This is a genomic window from Achromobacter sp. Root170 (genome assembly GCF_001428165.1).
GTDB lineage: Bacteria > Pseudomonadota > Gammaproteobacteria > Burkholderiales > Burkholderiaceae_B > Achromobacter > Achromobacter mucicolens.
Window position 1 is genome coordinate 879,503 of the sequence record NZ_LMHN01000001.1, and the last position, 16,358, is coordinate 895,860.

Below are 16,358 nucleotides of genomic sequence, written 5' to 3' on the forward strand. Positions count from 1 at the left end.
CCGGCAGGGCGGCACGCTTGGCCAGGACGGCCAGGCACGAGAACGCCGGCATGCGCATGCCGGCGTTTTTTTTTGATCTCCCCCGGCGCCGGTCAGACGCCGTCCAACCGTCCCGCGCTTAGCGCGAGGCCTGGGCCAGCAACTGCTTGGGCGGGGTATCCAGGTAGGCGCGGGCGCCCAGGTAGCGCTTGGACCAGTAGGCGGTCTTCATGTCGTCCACCCGGACTTTCGTGCCGCGGCGCGGCGCGTGGACGAACTTGTTCTGCCCAATATAGATGCCGACGTGGGACGTCACGCCGCGTCCGCGGGTGGCAAAGAACACCAGGTCGCCGGGGCGCAATTCCTTCTTGGCCGAGACGGTCTTGCCTTCGCTGCGCTGGGCGCGCGCGGTGCGGGGCAGCTCCAGGCCGGCGATTTCACGGAAGACATACAGGACGAGGCCGCTGCAATCGAAGCCGTCGGCATCGTCGCCGCCCCAGCTGTAGGGCGTGCCGATCGCCTCCAGGCCGGCCTGCACGACGCGTTCGCGCAGCGTCAGGACCGTGGGCTCTTGCGCCAGGCGCAGGCCGCTGAGGGTGGGGCGGGCTTGTTCGGCGGCCAGCGAGGCGTGGGCGGCGCCGGGAATCCAGGACAGGGTCAGGGCCAAGAGGGGCGCTGACAGAAATGCGGGAGTGCGGAATTGGGTAAAGCGAAACTTTCGCGTGGGCGGCGTCATTACGTCACTTCAAAAATCGGAGTGGGCGGCATGGCTTTGCCTTGACAGGCAAGCCGGCGGAAAGGGGAGCGGTTTACAGGCGGAACGCAAGAAACGCCTCATGATTATAGTGTAATAATGTTTCATTACATTTGTAGTGCAATGCAGCATAATTCGCCGCCCGCTGTTACCGCACGCCCACCGCGCGACGTAACAGCATCGTCAGTTCTGGCGCGTGCGCGGCTGGGCGGCGACGATGCGCCCGCCAATAACGCCGCATGACATTTCAATGCCCATCGCCTCGGGCATAATCGACCGCATCGGCCCGGCGGCGTTGCCGCCGCGCGCGGCCGAGGATGCAGGCAAGACAAATAAGAAGGCGGAGTAAAGCTCAATGATGAACGCAGTGCACCCTTTGTCCTCCATGAACCGGCCCGAGGCCTTGCCCTTCGAACCCTTCCAGGACGCCGTGTCCGCCGTCGACCGGCTGGTTGAAATCTATGCGCGCAACACCGCGTTCCTGCGTACCGCGTTCCGAGAGGTCCTGAAGGGCACCGGCAACGGCAGCGCGCGATTCCGCGCCTACTATCCGGCCATCCGCATCGTGGTGGAAACCTACGACCCCATCGACACCCGGCTTTCGTATGGCCACGTGGCCGAACCGGGCTACTACCAAACTACTGTCACCCAGCCGGCGCTGTTCCGCGACTACCTGATCGAGCAGGTCGGCCAGTTGTTGCAGAACCATCGGGTCGCGGTCGAAGTGGGCGAGTCCGATTCGCCGATTCCGCTGCATTTCGCCTTTCCAGAGGGCGCCTACGTGGAGGGCGAGCACCTCGAGGCGCTCAAGCGCCCGCTGCGCGACCTGTTCGACGTGCCGGACCTGGCGGTCACGGACGATGCCATCGTCAATGGCTCGTGGCGCGGCAAGGACGGCGAGCCCAAGCCGCTCGCGCCGTTCACCGCGCAGCGCGTGGACTATTCGCTGCACCGGCTGCAGCACTACACCTCGACCGCGCCGACGCACTTCCAGAATTTCGTGCTGTTCACCAATTACCAGTTCTACGTGGATGAGTTCTGCGCCCGGGCCCGCGCCCTGATGGCCAGCGGCAACGAAGACTATGAAATGCTGGTCGAGCCCGGCAACCGCATCACGCGGCGCGGCGAAAGCGGTCCCGGCGATGAAGTCCAGCCGGTGCGCCTGCCGCAGATGCCCGCCTATCACCTGGTGCGCGGCGATCATTCCGGCATCACGCTGGTCAATATCGGCGTGGGGCCGTCCAACGCCAAGACAATCACCGACCACATCGCCGTGCTGCGCCCGCACGCCTGGCTGATGCTGGGCCATTGCGCGGGCCTGCGGGATTCCCAGCGGCTGGGCGACTATGTCCTGGCGCACGGCTACGTCCGTGAAGACCATGTCCTGGACGACGATCTGCCCACCTGGGTGCCGGTCCCGGCCCTGGCGGAGGTGCAGGTGGCGCTGGAGCAGGCGGTCGAAGAAGTGGCCGGGCTGTCCGGGTGGGACCTGAAGCGCATCATGCGCACGGGCACCGTCGCCACGATCGACAACCGCAACTGGGAGTTGCGCGACCACGTCGATCTGGTGGAACGCTTTGCACAGTCGCGCGCGATTGCGCTGGACATGGAATCGGCCACCATCGCGGCCAACGGCTTTCGTTTCCGGGTGCCTTACGGCACCTTGCTGTGCGTGTCCGACAAGCCTTTGCACGGCGAACTGAAATTGCCGGGCATGGCCAGCGCCTTCTACCGGCGTCAGGTCAACCAGCATCTGGAGATTGGCATTCGGGCGCTGGAGCGCCTGCGCGACATGCCGCCCGAGCGGCTGCATTCGCGCAAGCTGCGCACGTTCATGGAAACAGCGTTTCAATAAACGGGCCGCTGCCGGAAGGCTGAACGGCTGATCCGTCCCCCGCAGCCCGCGATTTTTCATGTCGGGGCCGATTGCGCTATTCTCGCGCGTTGCTCGGTAATCCCAGGGCGTTCGCGCGGCGTTGCGCGAGCGCCATCCAGACGTGAAGGAACGCATTTTGGCTCCATCGGAACACGATGACCGCCGCTCCGGCGGCACGCGCAACGCGCAGGCGGGCAGGCCGTCCGAATTGCGGCGCACGCTGTCCGCGCGCCACCTGACCATGATCGCGGTGGGCGGGTCGATCGGCACCGGCCTCTTCGTGGCGTCCGGCGCGACGATCGCCAAGGCCGGCCCTGGCGGCGCGCTGCTGGGCTACGTGCTGATCGGCATCATGGTGTATTTCCTGATGACCAGCCTGGGCGAACTGGCGGCCGCCATGCCCGTGTCGGGTTCGTTTTCAACCTACGGCGCGCGCTATGTCGAGGATGGTTTCGGCTTCGCGCTGGGGTGGAACTATTGGTACAACTGGGCGGTGACCGTCGCGGTCGACCTGGTGGCGGCGCAGCTCGTCATGGCGTACTGGTTTCCCGACGTGCCCGGCTTTTACTGGAGCGCGTTGTTCCTGGCGATCACATTCGGACTGAACGCCATGTCCGCCCGCGGCTTTGGCGAGGCGGAATTCTGGTTCGCGCTCATCAAGGTGATCGCCGTGCTGGCCTTTGTCACGATGGGCGTGATGATGCTGCTGGGCATCATCCGCGGCGGCGAGACGGGCGGCCTGGCCAATTGGACGGTGGGTGACGCGCCGTTCGCCGGCGGCTTCGCCGCGCTGATCGGCGTGGCCATGGTGGTGGGGTTTTCCTTCCAGGGCACCGAACTGATCGGCATCGCCGCGGGCGAATCGAAGGATCCGGCGCGCAATCTGCCGCGCGCGGTGCGCCAGGTGTTCTGGCGCATTCTGCTGTTCTACGTGGCGGCCATCCTGGTCATCGGCCTCTTGATTCCCTATACCGATCCGCACCTGCTGCGCAACGACGTCGAGGACATCAGCGTCAGCCCGTTCGCGCTGATCTTCGAGCGCGCCGGCCTGTTGGGCGCCGCGTCCGTCATGAACGCCGTGGTGCTGACGTCGGTGCTGTCCGCGGGCAATTCCGGCATGTACGCGGCCACGCGCATGCTCTACAGCCTGGCCCGGGAAGGCAAGGCGCCGCGCATCTTTGGCCGGATCTCGCGCGGCGGCGTGCCGCTGTGGGCCCTGCTGGCCACCACCGTCGTGGCGGCGCTGTGCTTTTTCACGTTCATCTTCAGCCCCAACGCCGTCTATATCTGGCTGCTCAATACCTCGGGGATGACGGGATTCATCGCGTGGCTGGGCATCGCCATCAGCCACTACCGTTTCCGCCGCGGCTACGTGAAGCAGGGCAACAGCCTCGCGGATCTGCCTTATGTGTCCCCGTTCTTTCCCTTTGGACCGATTTTCGCGTTCGTGCTGTGCCTGATCATCACGCTGGGCCAGAACTACCAGGCGTTCCTGCAGGACAAGATCGATTGGGGCGGTGTGGTCGCCACCTACATCGGCATTCCGCTCTTCCTGCTGATCTGGGCCGGCTACCGGCTGACGCGCGGTTCGCGGTTCGTCAATTACCGCGACATGCGCTTTCCGGACGCTCGCGCCCGCAGCCAATACCTGGATTCGGCGCTGCGGGGCGAACCGGCGATCGGCGAGAGCCGGTAAGGCGGGGGGGCGTGGCGCCCCTTACTCGATGTTCTGCGCCTGCTCGCGCATCTGCTCGATCAGCAGCTTCAGGTCCATGGCTGCGCGGGTGACTTCCATGCTGCCTGCCTTGGAGCCCAGCGTATTGGCCTCGCGGTTCATTTCCTGGAAAAGGAAGTCCAGCCGCTTGCCGGCGCTGCCGGCGCTCTTCTTGCCGGCCGCCGCCTTGCCGCCGCCGTCCGAGAGCAGATGACGCAGTTCTTCCAGGTGCGAACGCAGGCGTGAGAGTTCCTCGGCCACGTCGATGCGCAGGGCAAAGAGGTTGGCCTCCTGGGACAGGCGCTCGGACAGTTCGGCGCCGGAAATATGCGTGAATCCGCCGGGGAACGCGGATTCCACGCTTTCACGCAGCTTGGCGGCCTGCCGGTCGCGGTGGTCGGCCAGCAGTTGCGGCAGATGCGCCTGCACGATGTCCACCACGCGCGCGACGCCGTCGGCGCATTCGCGCATCATGCCGGCCAGGCGCTCGCCTTCGCGCTCGCGGCCTTCCTGAAGCTGGGTCAGCGCTTGCTGGGCGGCCTGCAGGCAGGCGGCGCCCCAGATCTGCGGATCCAGCGCATCGTTGCCGCGCTGGCCGGGCCAGTTGAAGAGTTCGGCAAGGCGCGGGGAGGCGATGTCCGGGATGATGCGGCGCGCGGCCTGCAGCTGTTCGGCCAAGCTGTCGAGCCAGGCGGGATCCAGCTTGGACAGATCGGTATTGGCCGCACGGGTAAAGGACACGCGGATTTCGACCTTGCCGCGCGCCAGATTGGCCGTCAGCAGTTCGCGCAGCGGCGTTTCCACGTGGCGCAGCTCGTCGGGCAGGCGGAAATACAGGTCGAGAAAACGGCTGTTGACGCTGCGCAGTTCTATGGCGAGAGTGCCTTGTTCTAAGTCTGCTCGGGCGTTGCCGAAGGCGGTCATGCTGCGGATCATGGTGTGCGAGTCCTGATAATTCCTGAGGTGGGAGCCGGTTGCGCCGGGGCCCGCGGCGCCCAGGGTCTGGGCTGCGGGTCTGTGTATTCAACCGGATACATCGCGGCAGGATACTCCAAGCGCGATTGTCCCGGCGCGCCTGCCCGTACAATGCCGCGAATCGAAGCCAAGTCTGGAGCCCGTTGTGACCACCATCCCCACCATTGCCCGGCCGTCGGGCCGCGCCGCCGACCAACTGCGTCCGTTCAGCCTGGAGCGCGGGTTCACGCGTTACGCCGAAGGCTCCGTGCTGGTGAAGGCGGGCGACACCCACGTGCTGTGTACGGCAAGCGTCCTGGACAAGGTACCGCCTTTTCTGAAGGGCAAGGGCGAAGGCTGGGTAACGGCTGAATACGGCATGTTGCCGCGGGCCACGCACACGCGCGGCGACCGCGAGGCCGCGCGCGGCAAGCAAAGCGGCCGCACGCAGGAAATCCAGCGCCTCATCGGACGCAGCCTGCGCGCCGTGTTCGACATGAAGGCGCTGGGCGAACGCACCCTGCACCTGGACTGCGATGTGCTGCAGGCCGACGGCGGCACGCGCTGCGCCAGCATTACCGGGGCCTGGGTGGCGGCAGCCGACGCGGTGGCGCTGCTGATGAAGCGCGGCGACCTGGCCGCCAGCCCGATCCGCGACGCGGTGGCCGCGGTGTCCGTGGGCCTGGTGCGCGGGCAGGTGGTGCTGGACCTGGACTACCTGGAAGACTCGGCTTGCGACGCTGATGTGAATGTCATCATGACGGGCAGCGGCGCCTTCGTGGAAGTGCAGGGCACCGGCGAAGGCGCCACGTTCACGCGCGGGGAGCTGGACACGATGCTGGTGCTGGCGGAAAACGGCATCGCCAATCTGGTGAAGGCGCAACGCGCCGCGCTGGCGTAAGCCACGCGAATTGTGCGCCGTGTGAACACGGTGTGTCGTGCGGACACGGTGTCTGACACCCTGGTGAGATAACCGGCAACTGACGGTTGTGCCCGCAGGGTGTCAGACACCTTGCAGAGACGCCCGCATTACCGCGGCAGCAGCGTCTCAACCTTGCTCAGCTTCTCCAGCCCCCAGATCGTCGCGATCAGGCCGCGCAGTTCCTGCTCTGTCGCCGCGTCGGCGTAGCGGCCCAGACTGAGCGTCTTGTCCTCGATTTCGGGGCGGCTGAGCGTGTTGCCGGGATCGCCCTTGGGTTCGTCCACGCGGCCATGCAGCACGCGGCCGTCGCGGGTGTAGACCGTGACCTTGCCGATCCAACGTTGCGGATAGGCGCCGTCGACTTCCGGGTCGAGGGCCATTTCGACCTTGCCGCGGAAGGCAGCCACGCCGGGGTCGTCGAGGCCCGCGTCGAACTCCGCGAGCCCGGCGCGGCCCTGGCGCGCGATCAGCGCCAGCACCGTGCCCATCGAAAACTTGGACTGGTGCACCGTCTGCGGATTGACGACGGGGCCAAGGACGTCGATGGCGCCCTGGTGGACATGCGCCACGACGCGCTCGACGTCGGCCTCGGTGAGGTCGTTGTCGCGCAGCGCCTGTTGCAGCGCGTCCGCCGCCGGATGCGTGTGCCGGCAAGAGGCATGGAACTTGAATGAGGTCTCGGCCAGCGCCCAGCGCTGTCCCAGACGGTCGCACAGGCGGCTGGGATCGGCGTCCGTGGACATGCCGGCGGCCATGCCTTGCGGGCCTTCCAGGATGTGGCGGGCGCCCGTGAAGCCTTCGCGCGCCAGGTAGGCCGCGGTAATGCCGTCGGCGGCGGCCTTGGCGGTGTGCAACTGCTTGGAGTCGGCGGCGTCGCGCAGGAATTCCCACAGGCCTGCGGCTTGCGTGCCCGCCGAGCCCAGCGCGTGCAGCATCTGTTCAGGGGACAGGCCCAGCAGCCGCCCCGTGGTGACGGCGGCAGCCAGGGTGCCCGCCGTGCCCGTGGTGTGGAAGATCTTGTAGTGCGAGCGCCCGAGGAACTCGCCCACGCGAATGCCGACCTCATAGCCGGCCACGGCGGCGGTAAGCAGATCGCGCCCCGACGACCCCAGCGCCTGCGCAACGGCCAGCGCGGGAGGGAACACCACGGCGGCGGGGTGAAAGACCGAGCCGTTGTGCACGTCGTCCTGTTCGACTACATGCGCGGCCGCCGCGTTGACCATGGCGGCAAAAAGCGGCGTGGTGCGGCGGCGGGTGATCAGGACTTCGCTGGGGCCATCGGCCGGACCCATTGCGGCGGCATAGCGGTCGATCGCCTGGACCGCGCGGGCCGACGCGCCGGCAAGGATGGACGCCAGGCAATCGAGGAGCAGGTCTTCGGCGCGGCGCAGCACCGGGGCGGGGATGTCTTCGTAGCGCAGGTTGGCGGCAAAGGCGGCGAGTTCGGCGCTCAGGTGCGGGGTGTCTTTGTCTGCGGTCATGTCGGAAGTTGGCATGTCAGAAGGAGCGGGGCAGGCCCAGGATGTGTTCGGCGACGTACGACAGGATCAGGTTGGTGGAAATGGGGGCCACCTGATAGAGGCGCGTCTCGCGGAACTTGCGCTCGACGTCGTATTCGGTGGCAAAGCCGAAGCCGCCGTGGAATTGCAGGCACGCGTTGGCTGCTTCCCAGGACGCGTCGGCGGCCAGCAGCTTGGCCATGTTGGCCTGGGCGCCGCAGGGTTCGTGGGCGTCGAACAGCCGGCAGGCTTCATAGCGCATCAGGCTGGCTGCCTCGACGTTGATGTGCGCGCGCGCGATGGGGAACTGCACGCCCTGGTTCTGGCCGATCGGGCGGCCGAAGACCATGCGTTCCTTGGCGTACGCGGTGACCTTGTCGACGAACCAGTAGCCGTCGCCGATGCATTCGGCGGCGATCAGGGTGCGTTCGGCGTTCAGGCCGTCCAGGATGTACTTGAAGCCCTTGCCTTCTTCGCCGATCAGGTTTTCTTCCGGGATTTCCAGGTTGTCGAAGAAGAGCTCGTTGGTCTCGTGGTTGACCATGTTGGGGATCGGGCGGATCGACATGCCGTGCTTGACCGCATGGTGCAGGTCAACGAGGAAGATCGACATGCCTTCGGACTTGCGCGTGACCTGATCGAGCGGCGTGGTGCGCGCCAGGAGGATCATCAGGTCCGAGTGCTGCACGCGCGAGATCCACACCTTTTGGCCATTGATGACGTAGCGGTCGCCGCGCTTGACGGCGGTGGTCTTGATCTTGGTGGTGTCGGTGCCGGTGGTGGGCTCGGTGACGCCCATCGACTGCAGCCGCAGTTCCCCGGCGGCGATGCGGGGCAGGTATTCGCGCTTCTGGGCCTCGGATCCGTGGCGCAGAAGCGTGCCCATGTTGTACATCTGGCCGTGGCACGCGCCGGAGTTGCCGCCGCTTCGGTTGATCTCTTCCATGATGACCGAGGCTTCGGTCAGGCCCAGGCCCGAGCCGCCGTATTCCTGGGGGATCAGGGCGGCCAGCCAGCCGGCTTCGGTGAGGGCGCGCACGAAGTCCTCGGGGTAGCCGCGTTCTTCGTCGACCTTGCGGAAATACTCGGAGGGAAACTGCGCGCAGAGGTCGCGGACGGCTTCGCGAATGTCCTGGTAGGCGTGGGAGGCTTGGAGCATGTGACTGGCTTTTCTGATTGAAGGAATGGTTCGGGACAGGATCGAATGTGCCGCAAGGCCGCGCATGTGCCAATTCACAAATCATTAATACAGGGTTCCTGATCGCAAAAGCGCCGCTTCATGACGGCAGTGCGACACGTCCCAACCGAGGTTGTGTCAAGAAATTGCCAAACTGGGTGTCCATAATCCGTTGCACTGCCGCACGGGCGGCCACGCAACACACGGATGGATATGCGAAAAAATCTGAGGGTAACGACGGCGCTGTCGGCCATTCTTGCCTTGTTCGTTGTGCTGTTCGCGCTTGCCGCGGCAGCGGGCATCACGGTCCTGCGCGACAATCGCGCGGATATCGAGGCCCTGGGGCGGGGCAGCATCGAAAGGGCGAGCGATCTGGCCGACATGACCAGCCGTCTGTTCCAGGCGCGCGCGGCGCTCACGGATGCCAAGACGGCGATGGAAGGCGGGCTGGAAGACGCGCGCAACGCGTCGCTGGCCCAGGCCGATGGACTGCTCAAACAGGCCGCTGCCAGTGTGGCGCGCCTGCGCGCCAACCCGGACGACAGCGCCCAGGGCGCGCCGCTGTTTGCCCAGGTCCTGACGGCGTATGCCGCCTTTGCCGACCAGACGCTCGTGCCGATGCGCACCGCGATCCAGGGGTGGAACGGCATCGAGGTCAACCGGCTGACGGACAAGGCGCTGCCGGCCAGCGGAGCTGCGTATGTGAAGCAGGCCGAGGCCTACCAGGCCTACGCCCGCGAACAGGGGCAGGAGGCGGTGGCCGGCGCAAGCCGCACGCTTGAACGGGTGATCGTGGTGGCGGCGGCCGTGCTGGGTTTCGTCCTGGTGCTGGCAATGCTGATCCGGCTGGGATTCCGCCGCAGCATCGTGCGGCCGCTGAATGAGGCGGGGGCGCACTTTGACCGCATTGCGGACGGCGACCTGACAGGCGTGATCACGCAACGCGGCGACAACGAAATCGGTGTTCTGTATTCGGCCATGCGCCGCATGCAGACGGGGCTGTCGGCCGCCGTGGCCTCGGTCCGCCTGGGGGTGGAAGAGATCCACACCGGCTCGGGCGAGATTGCGGCGGGCGGCGCAGATATGTCGGACCGCGCGGCGCGCCAGGCTGGCTCGCTGCAGGAAGCGGCGGCGAACATGACGCAGTTGGCCCATACCGTTCAGATGACCGCCGGCAACGCGGACCTGGCGAGCCGCCAGGCGGTGAGCGCCACACAGCTGGCGCAGCGCGGCGGCCAGGCCGTCGATGAAGTGGTGCACAGCATGCAGGGCATCGCCGATAGCGCGCGGCGCATCGGGGAGATCGTGGGCGTGGTGGACAGCATTGCGTTCCAGACGAACATCCTTGCGCTCAACGCAGCCGTGGAAGCGGCCCGCGCGGGCGAGCAGGGCAAGGGGTTCGCCGTGGTGGCGGGCGAAGTGCGGTCGCTGGCGCAACGCAGCGCCCAGGCCGCGCGCGAGATCAAGGGCCTGATCGAGGATTCGGCCGCGCGCGTGGATGCCGGCGTGCGTCATGTGAATCTGGCGGGCGACACCATGCGCGACATGGTGGCCTCGGTCGATCGCGTGACGCAGATCGTGACCGAGATCTCCAATGCCACCGCCGAGCAGGCCGCCGGCATTGCGTCGGTCAACCATGCGGTGGCCGATATCGAACGTGCCACGCAGGAAACGGCCGCAATGGTCGAACAGACGGCGGCTGCCGCGGCGGCGCTGGAATCCCAGGCGCAAGGACTGCGCCGGGCCGTGGCCAAATTCCAGATCGCGCAGGGGGCGCAGGCTGCGGCGCGCGAGGCCTCAGCCGGTGAGTGGCGGCAGGGCGGCGCCGGTGTAGCGCTCGGCCACGAGCGACAGATTCCCGTGTTTGACCTTGTGCTTGACATGGGCGGCCGCCGAGGCGATGTCCTCAGGGCGGATGCGCTCGCATAACGAGGGCGTGACGGTCAGGGCGCCCACGCCCAGCGTCACGAACGGAAAGAAGCGCGGCACGCCGTAACGGTCTTCGGCCTCGATGCCGCCGTTGCGGCGGCCCTGTTCGTCATACAGCGCCACGGCTTCCTCGTTGAATTCGGCAATGATGCGCTCGATGCGCGCCATCCAGTCTGGGCTGCGCAGCAGCACCACGAAGTCGTCGCCGCCCACGTGTCCCACGAAATCGCGCTGCGGATCGCAGTGCCGCTTGATGACGTCGGCGGTCAGCATGATCATGTCGTCGCCGCGCCAATAGCCGTACACGTCGTTGAAGGGCTTGAAGTTGTTCAGGTCGCCGTAGCAGATGGTGAAGTCGGCGGCGTCTTCGAGCAGCGTGGCGATGTGCCGGCTGATGGGGATGTTGCCGGGCAGGGACGTCAGCGGATTGGCGTAGCGCGCCGCCTCGATCCGCATCTCGGTCACCGAGCGCACCAGCGTTTCACCGGTGGCCAGGCCGTCGTAGCGGCCGTCGCGCGTGATGATGAGCCCGTCCATCAGGTAGCGCTGGTCTTCGGAAATCAGCACGTGGCTCAGCTGGTCGATGGACACGTTGACATCCACCAGCACCGGCTCGGCGTTCATGAAGGTCGAGCAGGCGTCGCGGCCGAAGAGCTCGCGCGTGTAGCGCTGGGCGTAGTGTTCCGAGAAGTCGCGCCGGTTGATGATGCCGACCGGCCGGTTGTCGGCGTCGATCACTGCCACGGCGTGCAGATTCTTGTGCTCGATGAAAAGACGATGCACGTCATCGTTGGTGTGCTTGGTCAGCAGCGCAGCCGGCGCTTCGACGCGCAGGCTGACGGCGGTGCCGCCGGCGGCGCGTTGCGACACGGGCGCCGACGTGCGGGAACGCAGCGAATCCCGCAGCGGCGGCGTCAGTTCGGTCAGCAGGATTTCCTCGGGCATGCCCAGGAACCAACCCTGCGCGTAGCGGATATCCAGCTCACGCACGACGGCCAGGTCTTCGGCGGTTTCGATGCCTTCGGCGATGACCGACGTGCCCAGGTGCTGGGCCACCTTCAGGATGGCCCGCACCATGTTCTGCTTGCGCTCGTCGTGGCCGATGCCGTCAAAGAAGTAACGGTCGATCTTGACCAGCTCGGGCTGGGTTTCCGCCCAGAGCTGCAGGTTGGAATTGCCGACCCCGTAATCGTCCAGCGCGATGCGCATGCCGGCTTCGCGCAGGCACGCGAACGCGTTGTGCAGGTCGGCCATGCGGTCAGACAGGGGATCCTGTTCGGTAAGCTCGACAACGATGCTGGCGGGCTCCAGGGCGCAATCCTTGAGCAGCCGGGCGGGCATGTCGTAGCCCCAGAGGGTCCAGTAATGGAGCAGGGCAGAGCCGGACAGGTTCAGAAACAGCTTGCCGGCGGCGTCGTTCTGTTCGAACCCCCGCGCGCCCGCGCGAAAACTGGCTAGTTCAAGCTGAGGGTGCAAGCCCTGACGGCGCGCCTCGGCGAACAGGGCATCGGGATAGTGCAGGGGCGTGTCGGCGGGACCGCGGATCAGGCTTTCGTGCCCATAGATCCGGCTGTGGGACAGGTCGATCACCGGCTGGAAGCGCGGACGCAACAATCTTTCGCGCAGGATGCCAGCCAGGCTGGCGTGGGCGGGCGCTCCGCCGGGATGGTGATGGGGAGCACGGGCCGCCGCAGGCCGTGGCAAAGCGTGAATGGAGTTCATCGCCGGGGCATTGAGAAACGATCAGTGACAAGATGGGTCATATTGACAACAAAATATGTCTGCGTTGTTGCGCCGAATCGTTGACGTGCAATCTTCGGGCGCTGTTACAAAAGTGTCAACAAGCAATTCACCCGGGGGTGGTACCCGCGCCATCATCGTGGAATGCACGCCCGCCGCAGGCGCGCCCCTATACAATCCGCCCTATGACATCCCCCAAGATTCCCGACTCCCTGCGCCGCGTCGTCCTGGCGTCCAACAATGCCGGCAAGCTGCGCGAGTTCTCCGCCTTGTTCGCGCCGCTGGGCATTGAGCTGGTGCCCCAGGGCGAACTGGGCGTGCCGGAAGCCGAAGAGCCGCACGTCACCTTCGTCGAAAACGCGCTGGCCAAGGCGCGCCACGCCAGCCGCTTGACCGGGCTGCCCGCGCTGGCGGACGACTCGGGCCTGTGCGTCGCCTCGCTGGATGGCGCACCCGGTGTCTATTCGGCCCGCTATGCCAAGATGCACGGCGGCGAAAAGTCCGATGCGGCCAACAATGCGTTGCTGGTGCGCAACCTGGCGTCGGTCGAGGACCGCAGCGCCTGGTACGTGGCGGTCCTGGCGCTGGTGCGTTCCGAGAACGATCCCCGCCCGCTCATCGGCGAGGGCCTGTGGCATGGCGAGATCATCGATGTGCCCGAAGGCGCCAACGGTTTCGGCTACGATCCGCACTTCTACCTGCCCGACATGGCGCTGACCGCCGCGTCGCTGGATCCCGACGAAAAGAACCGGGTCAGCCACCGCGCCCGGGCGCTGCGCGAGCTGCTCAGCAAGCTGGGCAACGCTTGAACACGGCGCCGGCAAGGCGCCAGGAATTTTCCGCATGTCCATCACCATTCCCATCCGCAACGACATGGGCGCGCCTAAGTCGCGCCTCGTCGTGCCTGCTGGCGCCACGCTGACCAGCCTGCCGCCGTTGTCCGTCTACGTCCACGTGCCCTGGTGCGTGCGCAAATGCCCTTACTGCGATTTCAACTCGCATGCCGCGCCAGGTGAAATTCCCGAGCGCGCCTATCTGGACGCGCTGCGCAGCGACCTGGAACAGTCGCTGCCGTCCATCTGGGGCCGGCAGGTGATTTCCGTCTTCATCGGCGGCGGCACGCCCAGCCTGCTGTCGGCCGCCGGCCTGGACGAACTGCTGGCGATGTTGCGGGCGTACCTGAACCTGTGGCCCGACGCCGAGATCACGATGGAGGCCAATCCGGGCACGGCCGAGGCCGGCCGGTTCCGGGATTACGCGGCCAGCGGGGTCACGCGCTTTTCGTTGGGCATTCAGAGCTTTGACGACGCCCAGTTGAAAAAGCTGGGCCGCATCCACGATGCCGCGCAGGCCCGCGCGGCGATCGACATGGCGCAGCGGGCGGCGCCCCGCGTCAATCTGGACGTGATGTTTGCCTTGCCCGGCCAGACGCTTGAGGCCTGTACGGCCGATCTGCGCGAGGCCATATCGTTCGGCACCGAGCATCTGTCGCTGTACCACCTGACGATGGAACCGAACACGGTCTTCGCGAAGTTTCCGCCCGAGAACCTGCCCGACGATGACACCAGCGCCGCCATGCAGGACGCGGTGGAGGCCGAACTGGCCGCGGCGGGGCTGGCGCGCTACGAGGTCTCGGCCTACGCCAAGCCCGGCGCGCGGAGCCGCCACAACATGAATTACTGGGAATTCGGCGACTACCTGGGCATCGGGCCGGGCGCGCACGGCAAGCTGTCGTTCCATGACCGCATCGTGCGCGAGGCGCGACTGAAAAACCCCGATTCCTGGATGCAGGCCGCGATGGCCCGGGATGGCAGTCACCTGGCCGAAACCCGCCACGTGGGTCCGGACGAGCTGCCGTTCGAGTTCATGCTGAATGCCTTACGCCTGAAAGACGGCGTGGCGGCGACGGCGTTCAACGAGCGCACCGGTTTGTCGCTGGCCGTCATTGCGCACCAATTGGAGGCAGCCTCGAAACGGGGCTTGCTGGACGCCGATCCCACCCGCCTGCGGGCAACCCCGCTGGGCTGGCGCTTCCTCAATGACCTTCAGGAAATGTTCCTGTAAGGTGCAAGCACCAAGATGGGGCGATCGTGCCCCACCTTTTGCACCATAGTGGTGCTACATTTCCCCAAGACCGACCTGCCTCCCCCCGGGAATACCGGGGTTAAACCTGGCACGCTTATTGCTTCCCTCTTTTATGCCAGTCGACGGGCAAAGCCCTCGACCCTTTTATCTAATGGAGATGACATGGCAAGCCCGAAAGACGTCCTGAAACAGATCGCCGATAACGAAGTGAAATTCGTGGATTTCCGCTTTACCGATACGGTTGGCCGTGAGCACCACGTTTCCGTGCCCACCACTGCTATCGATGAAGACAAGCTGGAAAGCGGGCAGGCTTTCGACGGTTCGTCGATTCCGGGCTGGAAGGGCATCGAAGCCTCCGACATGCTCCTCATCCCCGACTGCTCCACCGCCAACCTGGATCCGTTCCGCGAAGAGCCGACCCTGATCCTATCGTGCGACGTGGTCGAACCGTCGGACCTGAAGGGCTATGACCGTGACCCGCGTTCGCTGGCCAAGCGCGCCGAAGCCTACCTGAAGTCCTCCGGCCTGGGCGACACCGCCTACTTCGGTCCGGAACCCGAATTCTTCGTGTTCGACGGCGTGACCTGGAACACCGACATGTCGGGCACGTTCGTCAAGATCAAGTCCGAAGAAGCGCCGTGGTCCACGGGCCTGGAATTCGAAGGCGGCAACACCGGCCACCGTCCGGGCGTGAAGGGCGGCTACTTCCCCGTTCCGCCGGTCGATTCGTTCCAGGACATGCGTTCGGAAATGTGCCTGCTGATGGAACAGATGGGCGTGCCGGTCGAAGTGCACCACCACGAAGTGGCGGCCCCCGGCCAGCTCGAAATCGGCACCAAGTTCAGCACGCTGGTCCAGCGCGCCGATTGGACGCAGATCGTCAAGTACATCGTGCACAACGTGGCCCACGCCTACGGCAAGACCGCCACGTTCATGCCCAAGCCCATCGTTGGCGACAACGGCTCCGGCATGCACGTCCACCAGTCCATCTGGAAGGACGGCCAGAACCTGTTCGCGGGCAACGGCTACGCCGGCCTGTCTGAATTCGCCCTGTACTACATCGGCGGCATCATCAAGCACGCGCGTGCCCTGAACGCCATCACCAACCCCGGCACGAACTCGTACAAGCGTCTGGTCCCGCACTTCGAAGCTCCCGTGAAGCTGGCCTACTCGGCCCGCAACCGCTCGGCGTCGATCCGCATTCCGTACGTTGGCAACCCGAAGGGCCGCCGCATCGAAACGCGCTTCCCGGATCCCCTGGCCAACCCGTACCTGGCTTTCTCGGCCCTGATGATGGCCGGCCTGGACGGCGTCCAGAACAAGATCCACCCGGGCGATCCGGCCGACAAGAACCTGTACGACCTGCCGCCGGAAGAAGACGCGAAGATCCCGACCGTCTGCGCCTCGCTGGAAGAAGCGCTGGAAGCCCTGGACAAGGATCGCGAGTTCCTGACCCGTGGCGGCGTGTTCAGCAACGACATGCTCAACGCCTACATCGACCTGAAGATGGCCGATGTGACGCGTCTGCGCATGACGACGCACCCGGTCGAATTCGACATGTACTACAGCCTCTGATGTCTTGAGGCCGTGGCTGGGGGGAGCGCGATGATGTAGGCAGAAACCAGGGCCCACACCACGCGCACCACCAGGTAGCCGCCCGATGAATTGCCCGCCCGGCGCCGCGCCGGCGGGCAGGGCGTCGGGCCGGCTCGCCCGTCGCGGACGCGTT

At 66.0% G+C, this 16,358-nt stretch carries 12 protein-coding genes and 1 pseudogene; 7 read left to right on the forward strand and 6 right to left on the reverse strand.

The genetic code is table 11. The features are described from left to right. Positions 1-118: 118 nt before the first annotated feature. Both ASD87_RS04065 and ASD87_RS27080 read right to left on the reverse strand, forming a co-directional pair. Positions 119-715 carry a C40 family peptidase gene (locus ASD87_RS04065; protein ID WP_056317465.1) on the reverse strand — a complete coding sequence of 199 codons (597 nt, stop codon included), beginning with the start codon at positions 713-715 and terminating at the stop codon, positions 119-121. 201 nt (positions 716-916) lie between these two features. Continuing rightward, a complete protein-coding gene (locus ASD87_RS27080) occupies positions 917-1,120 on the reverse strand; it encodes a hypothetical protein (RefSeq protein ID WP_056317467.1) in 204 nt (67 codons plus the stop codon). Between ASD87_RS27080 and ASD87_RS04075 the strand changes: the two genes are divergently transcribed. Both ASD87_RS04075 and ASD87_RS04080 read left to right on the forward strand, forming a co-directional pair. Next, positions 1,089-2,588, forward strand: coding sequence for an AMP nucleosidase (locus ASD87_RS04075; protein WP_369818494.1), 1,500 nt, complete (start codon positions 1,089-1,091; stop codon positions 2,586-2,588). The genes ASD87_RS27080 and ASD87_RS04075 overlap by 32 nt on opposite strands. 157 nt (positions 2,589-2,745) lie before the next feature. Further along, positions 2,746-4,305, forward strand: a complete 1,560-nt coding sequence (locus tag ASD87_RS04080; protein ID WP_082586184.1) for an amino acid permease — start codon at positions 2,746-2,748, stop codon at positions 4,303-4,305. A 21-nt stretch (positions 4,306-4,326) separates the two neighbouring features. Here the strand turns inward: ASD87_RS04080 and ASD87_RS04085 are convergent, their stop codons facing one another. Next, entirely contained in the window at positions 4,327-5,259 is a 933-nt protein-coding gene (locus ASD87_RS04085; RefSeq protein WP_056317471.1) for a YicC/YloC family endoribonuclease, read from the reverse strand. 184 nt (positions 5,260-5,443) lie between these two features. On the opposite strand from ASD87_RS04085, the gene rph reads away from it, so the two are divergent. After that, entirely contained in the window at positions 5,444-6,178 is a 735-nt protein-coding gene (gene rph / locus ASD87_RS04090; protein WP_056317474.1) for a ribonuclease PH, read from the forward strand. Between the two features lie 128 nt (positions 6,179-6,306). On the opposite strand, the gene ASD87_RS04095 is transcribed toward rph, so the two are convergent. After that, on the reverse strand, positions 6,307-7,680 hold the full coding sequence (locus ASD87_RS04095) for an MmgE/PrpD family protein (RefSeq protein WP_056317476.1): 1,374 nt from the start codon (positions 7,678-7,680) through the stop codon (positions 6,307-6,309). 16 nt (positions 7,681-7,696) lie between these two features. After that, positions 7,697-8,857 (reverse strand): acyl-CoA dehydrogenase family protein, encoded by a 1,161-nt coding sequence (locus ASD87_RS04100; RefSeq protein WP_056317477.1) that lies wholly within the window; start codon positions 8,855-8,857, stop codon positions 7,697-7,699. Positions 8,858-9,088: 231 nt separating this feature from the next. Between ASD87_RS04100 and ASD87_RS26515 the strand changes: the two are divergent. Beyond that, positions 9,089-10,522: pseudogene (locus ASD87_RS26515) on the forward strand (methyl-accepting chemotaxis protein); the annotation flags it as partial. A gap of 150 nt (positions 10,523-10,672) precedes the next feature. Here the strand turns inward: ASD87_RS26515 and ASD87_RS04105 are convergent. After that, the gene (locus ASD87_RS04105) at positions 10,673-12,526 is read right to left on the reverse strand and encodes an EAL domain-containing protein (protein WP_235512597.1); all 1,854 of its coding nucleotides are present in this window, start codon (positions 12,524-12,526) and stop codon (positions 10,673-10,675) included. Positions 12,527-12,729: 203 nt separating this feature from the next. Here ASD87_RS04105 and rdgB point away from each other — a divergent pair, with 203 nt between their 5' ends. The 3 genes from rdgB (at position 12,730) to glnA (ending at position 16,204) form a co-directional block, all read left to right on the forward strand. Then, the gene (rdgB, locus tag ASD87_RS04110) at positions 12,730-13,353 is read left to right on the forward strand and encodes an RdgB/HAM1 family non-canonical purine NTP pyrophosphatase (RefSeq protein ID WP_056317482.1); all 624 of its coding nucleotides are present in this window, start codon (positions 12,730-12,732) and stop codon (positions 13,351-13,353) included. A 34-nt stretch (positions 13,354-13,387) separates the two neighbouring features. Continuing rightward, positions 13,388-14,608 (forward strand): radical SAM family heme chaperone HemW, encoded by a 1,221-nt coding sequence (gene hemW / locus ASD87_RS04115; protein ID WP_056317485.1) that lies wholly within the window; start codon positions 13,388-13,390, stop codon positions 14,606-14,608. Positions 14,609-14,791: 183 nt separating this feature from the next. After that, on the forward strand, positions 14,792-16,204 hold the full coding sequence (glnA, locus tag ASD87_RS04120) for a type I glutamate--ammonia ligase (protein WP_056317488.1): 1,413 nt from the start codon (positions 14,792-14,794) through the stop codon (positions 16,202-16,204). Positions 16,205-16,358 lie beyond the last annotated feature (154 nt).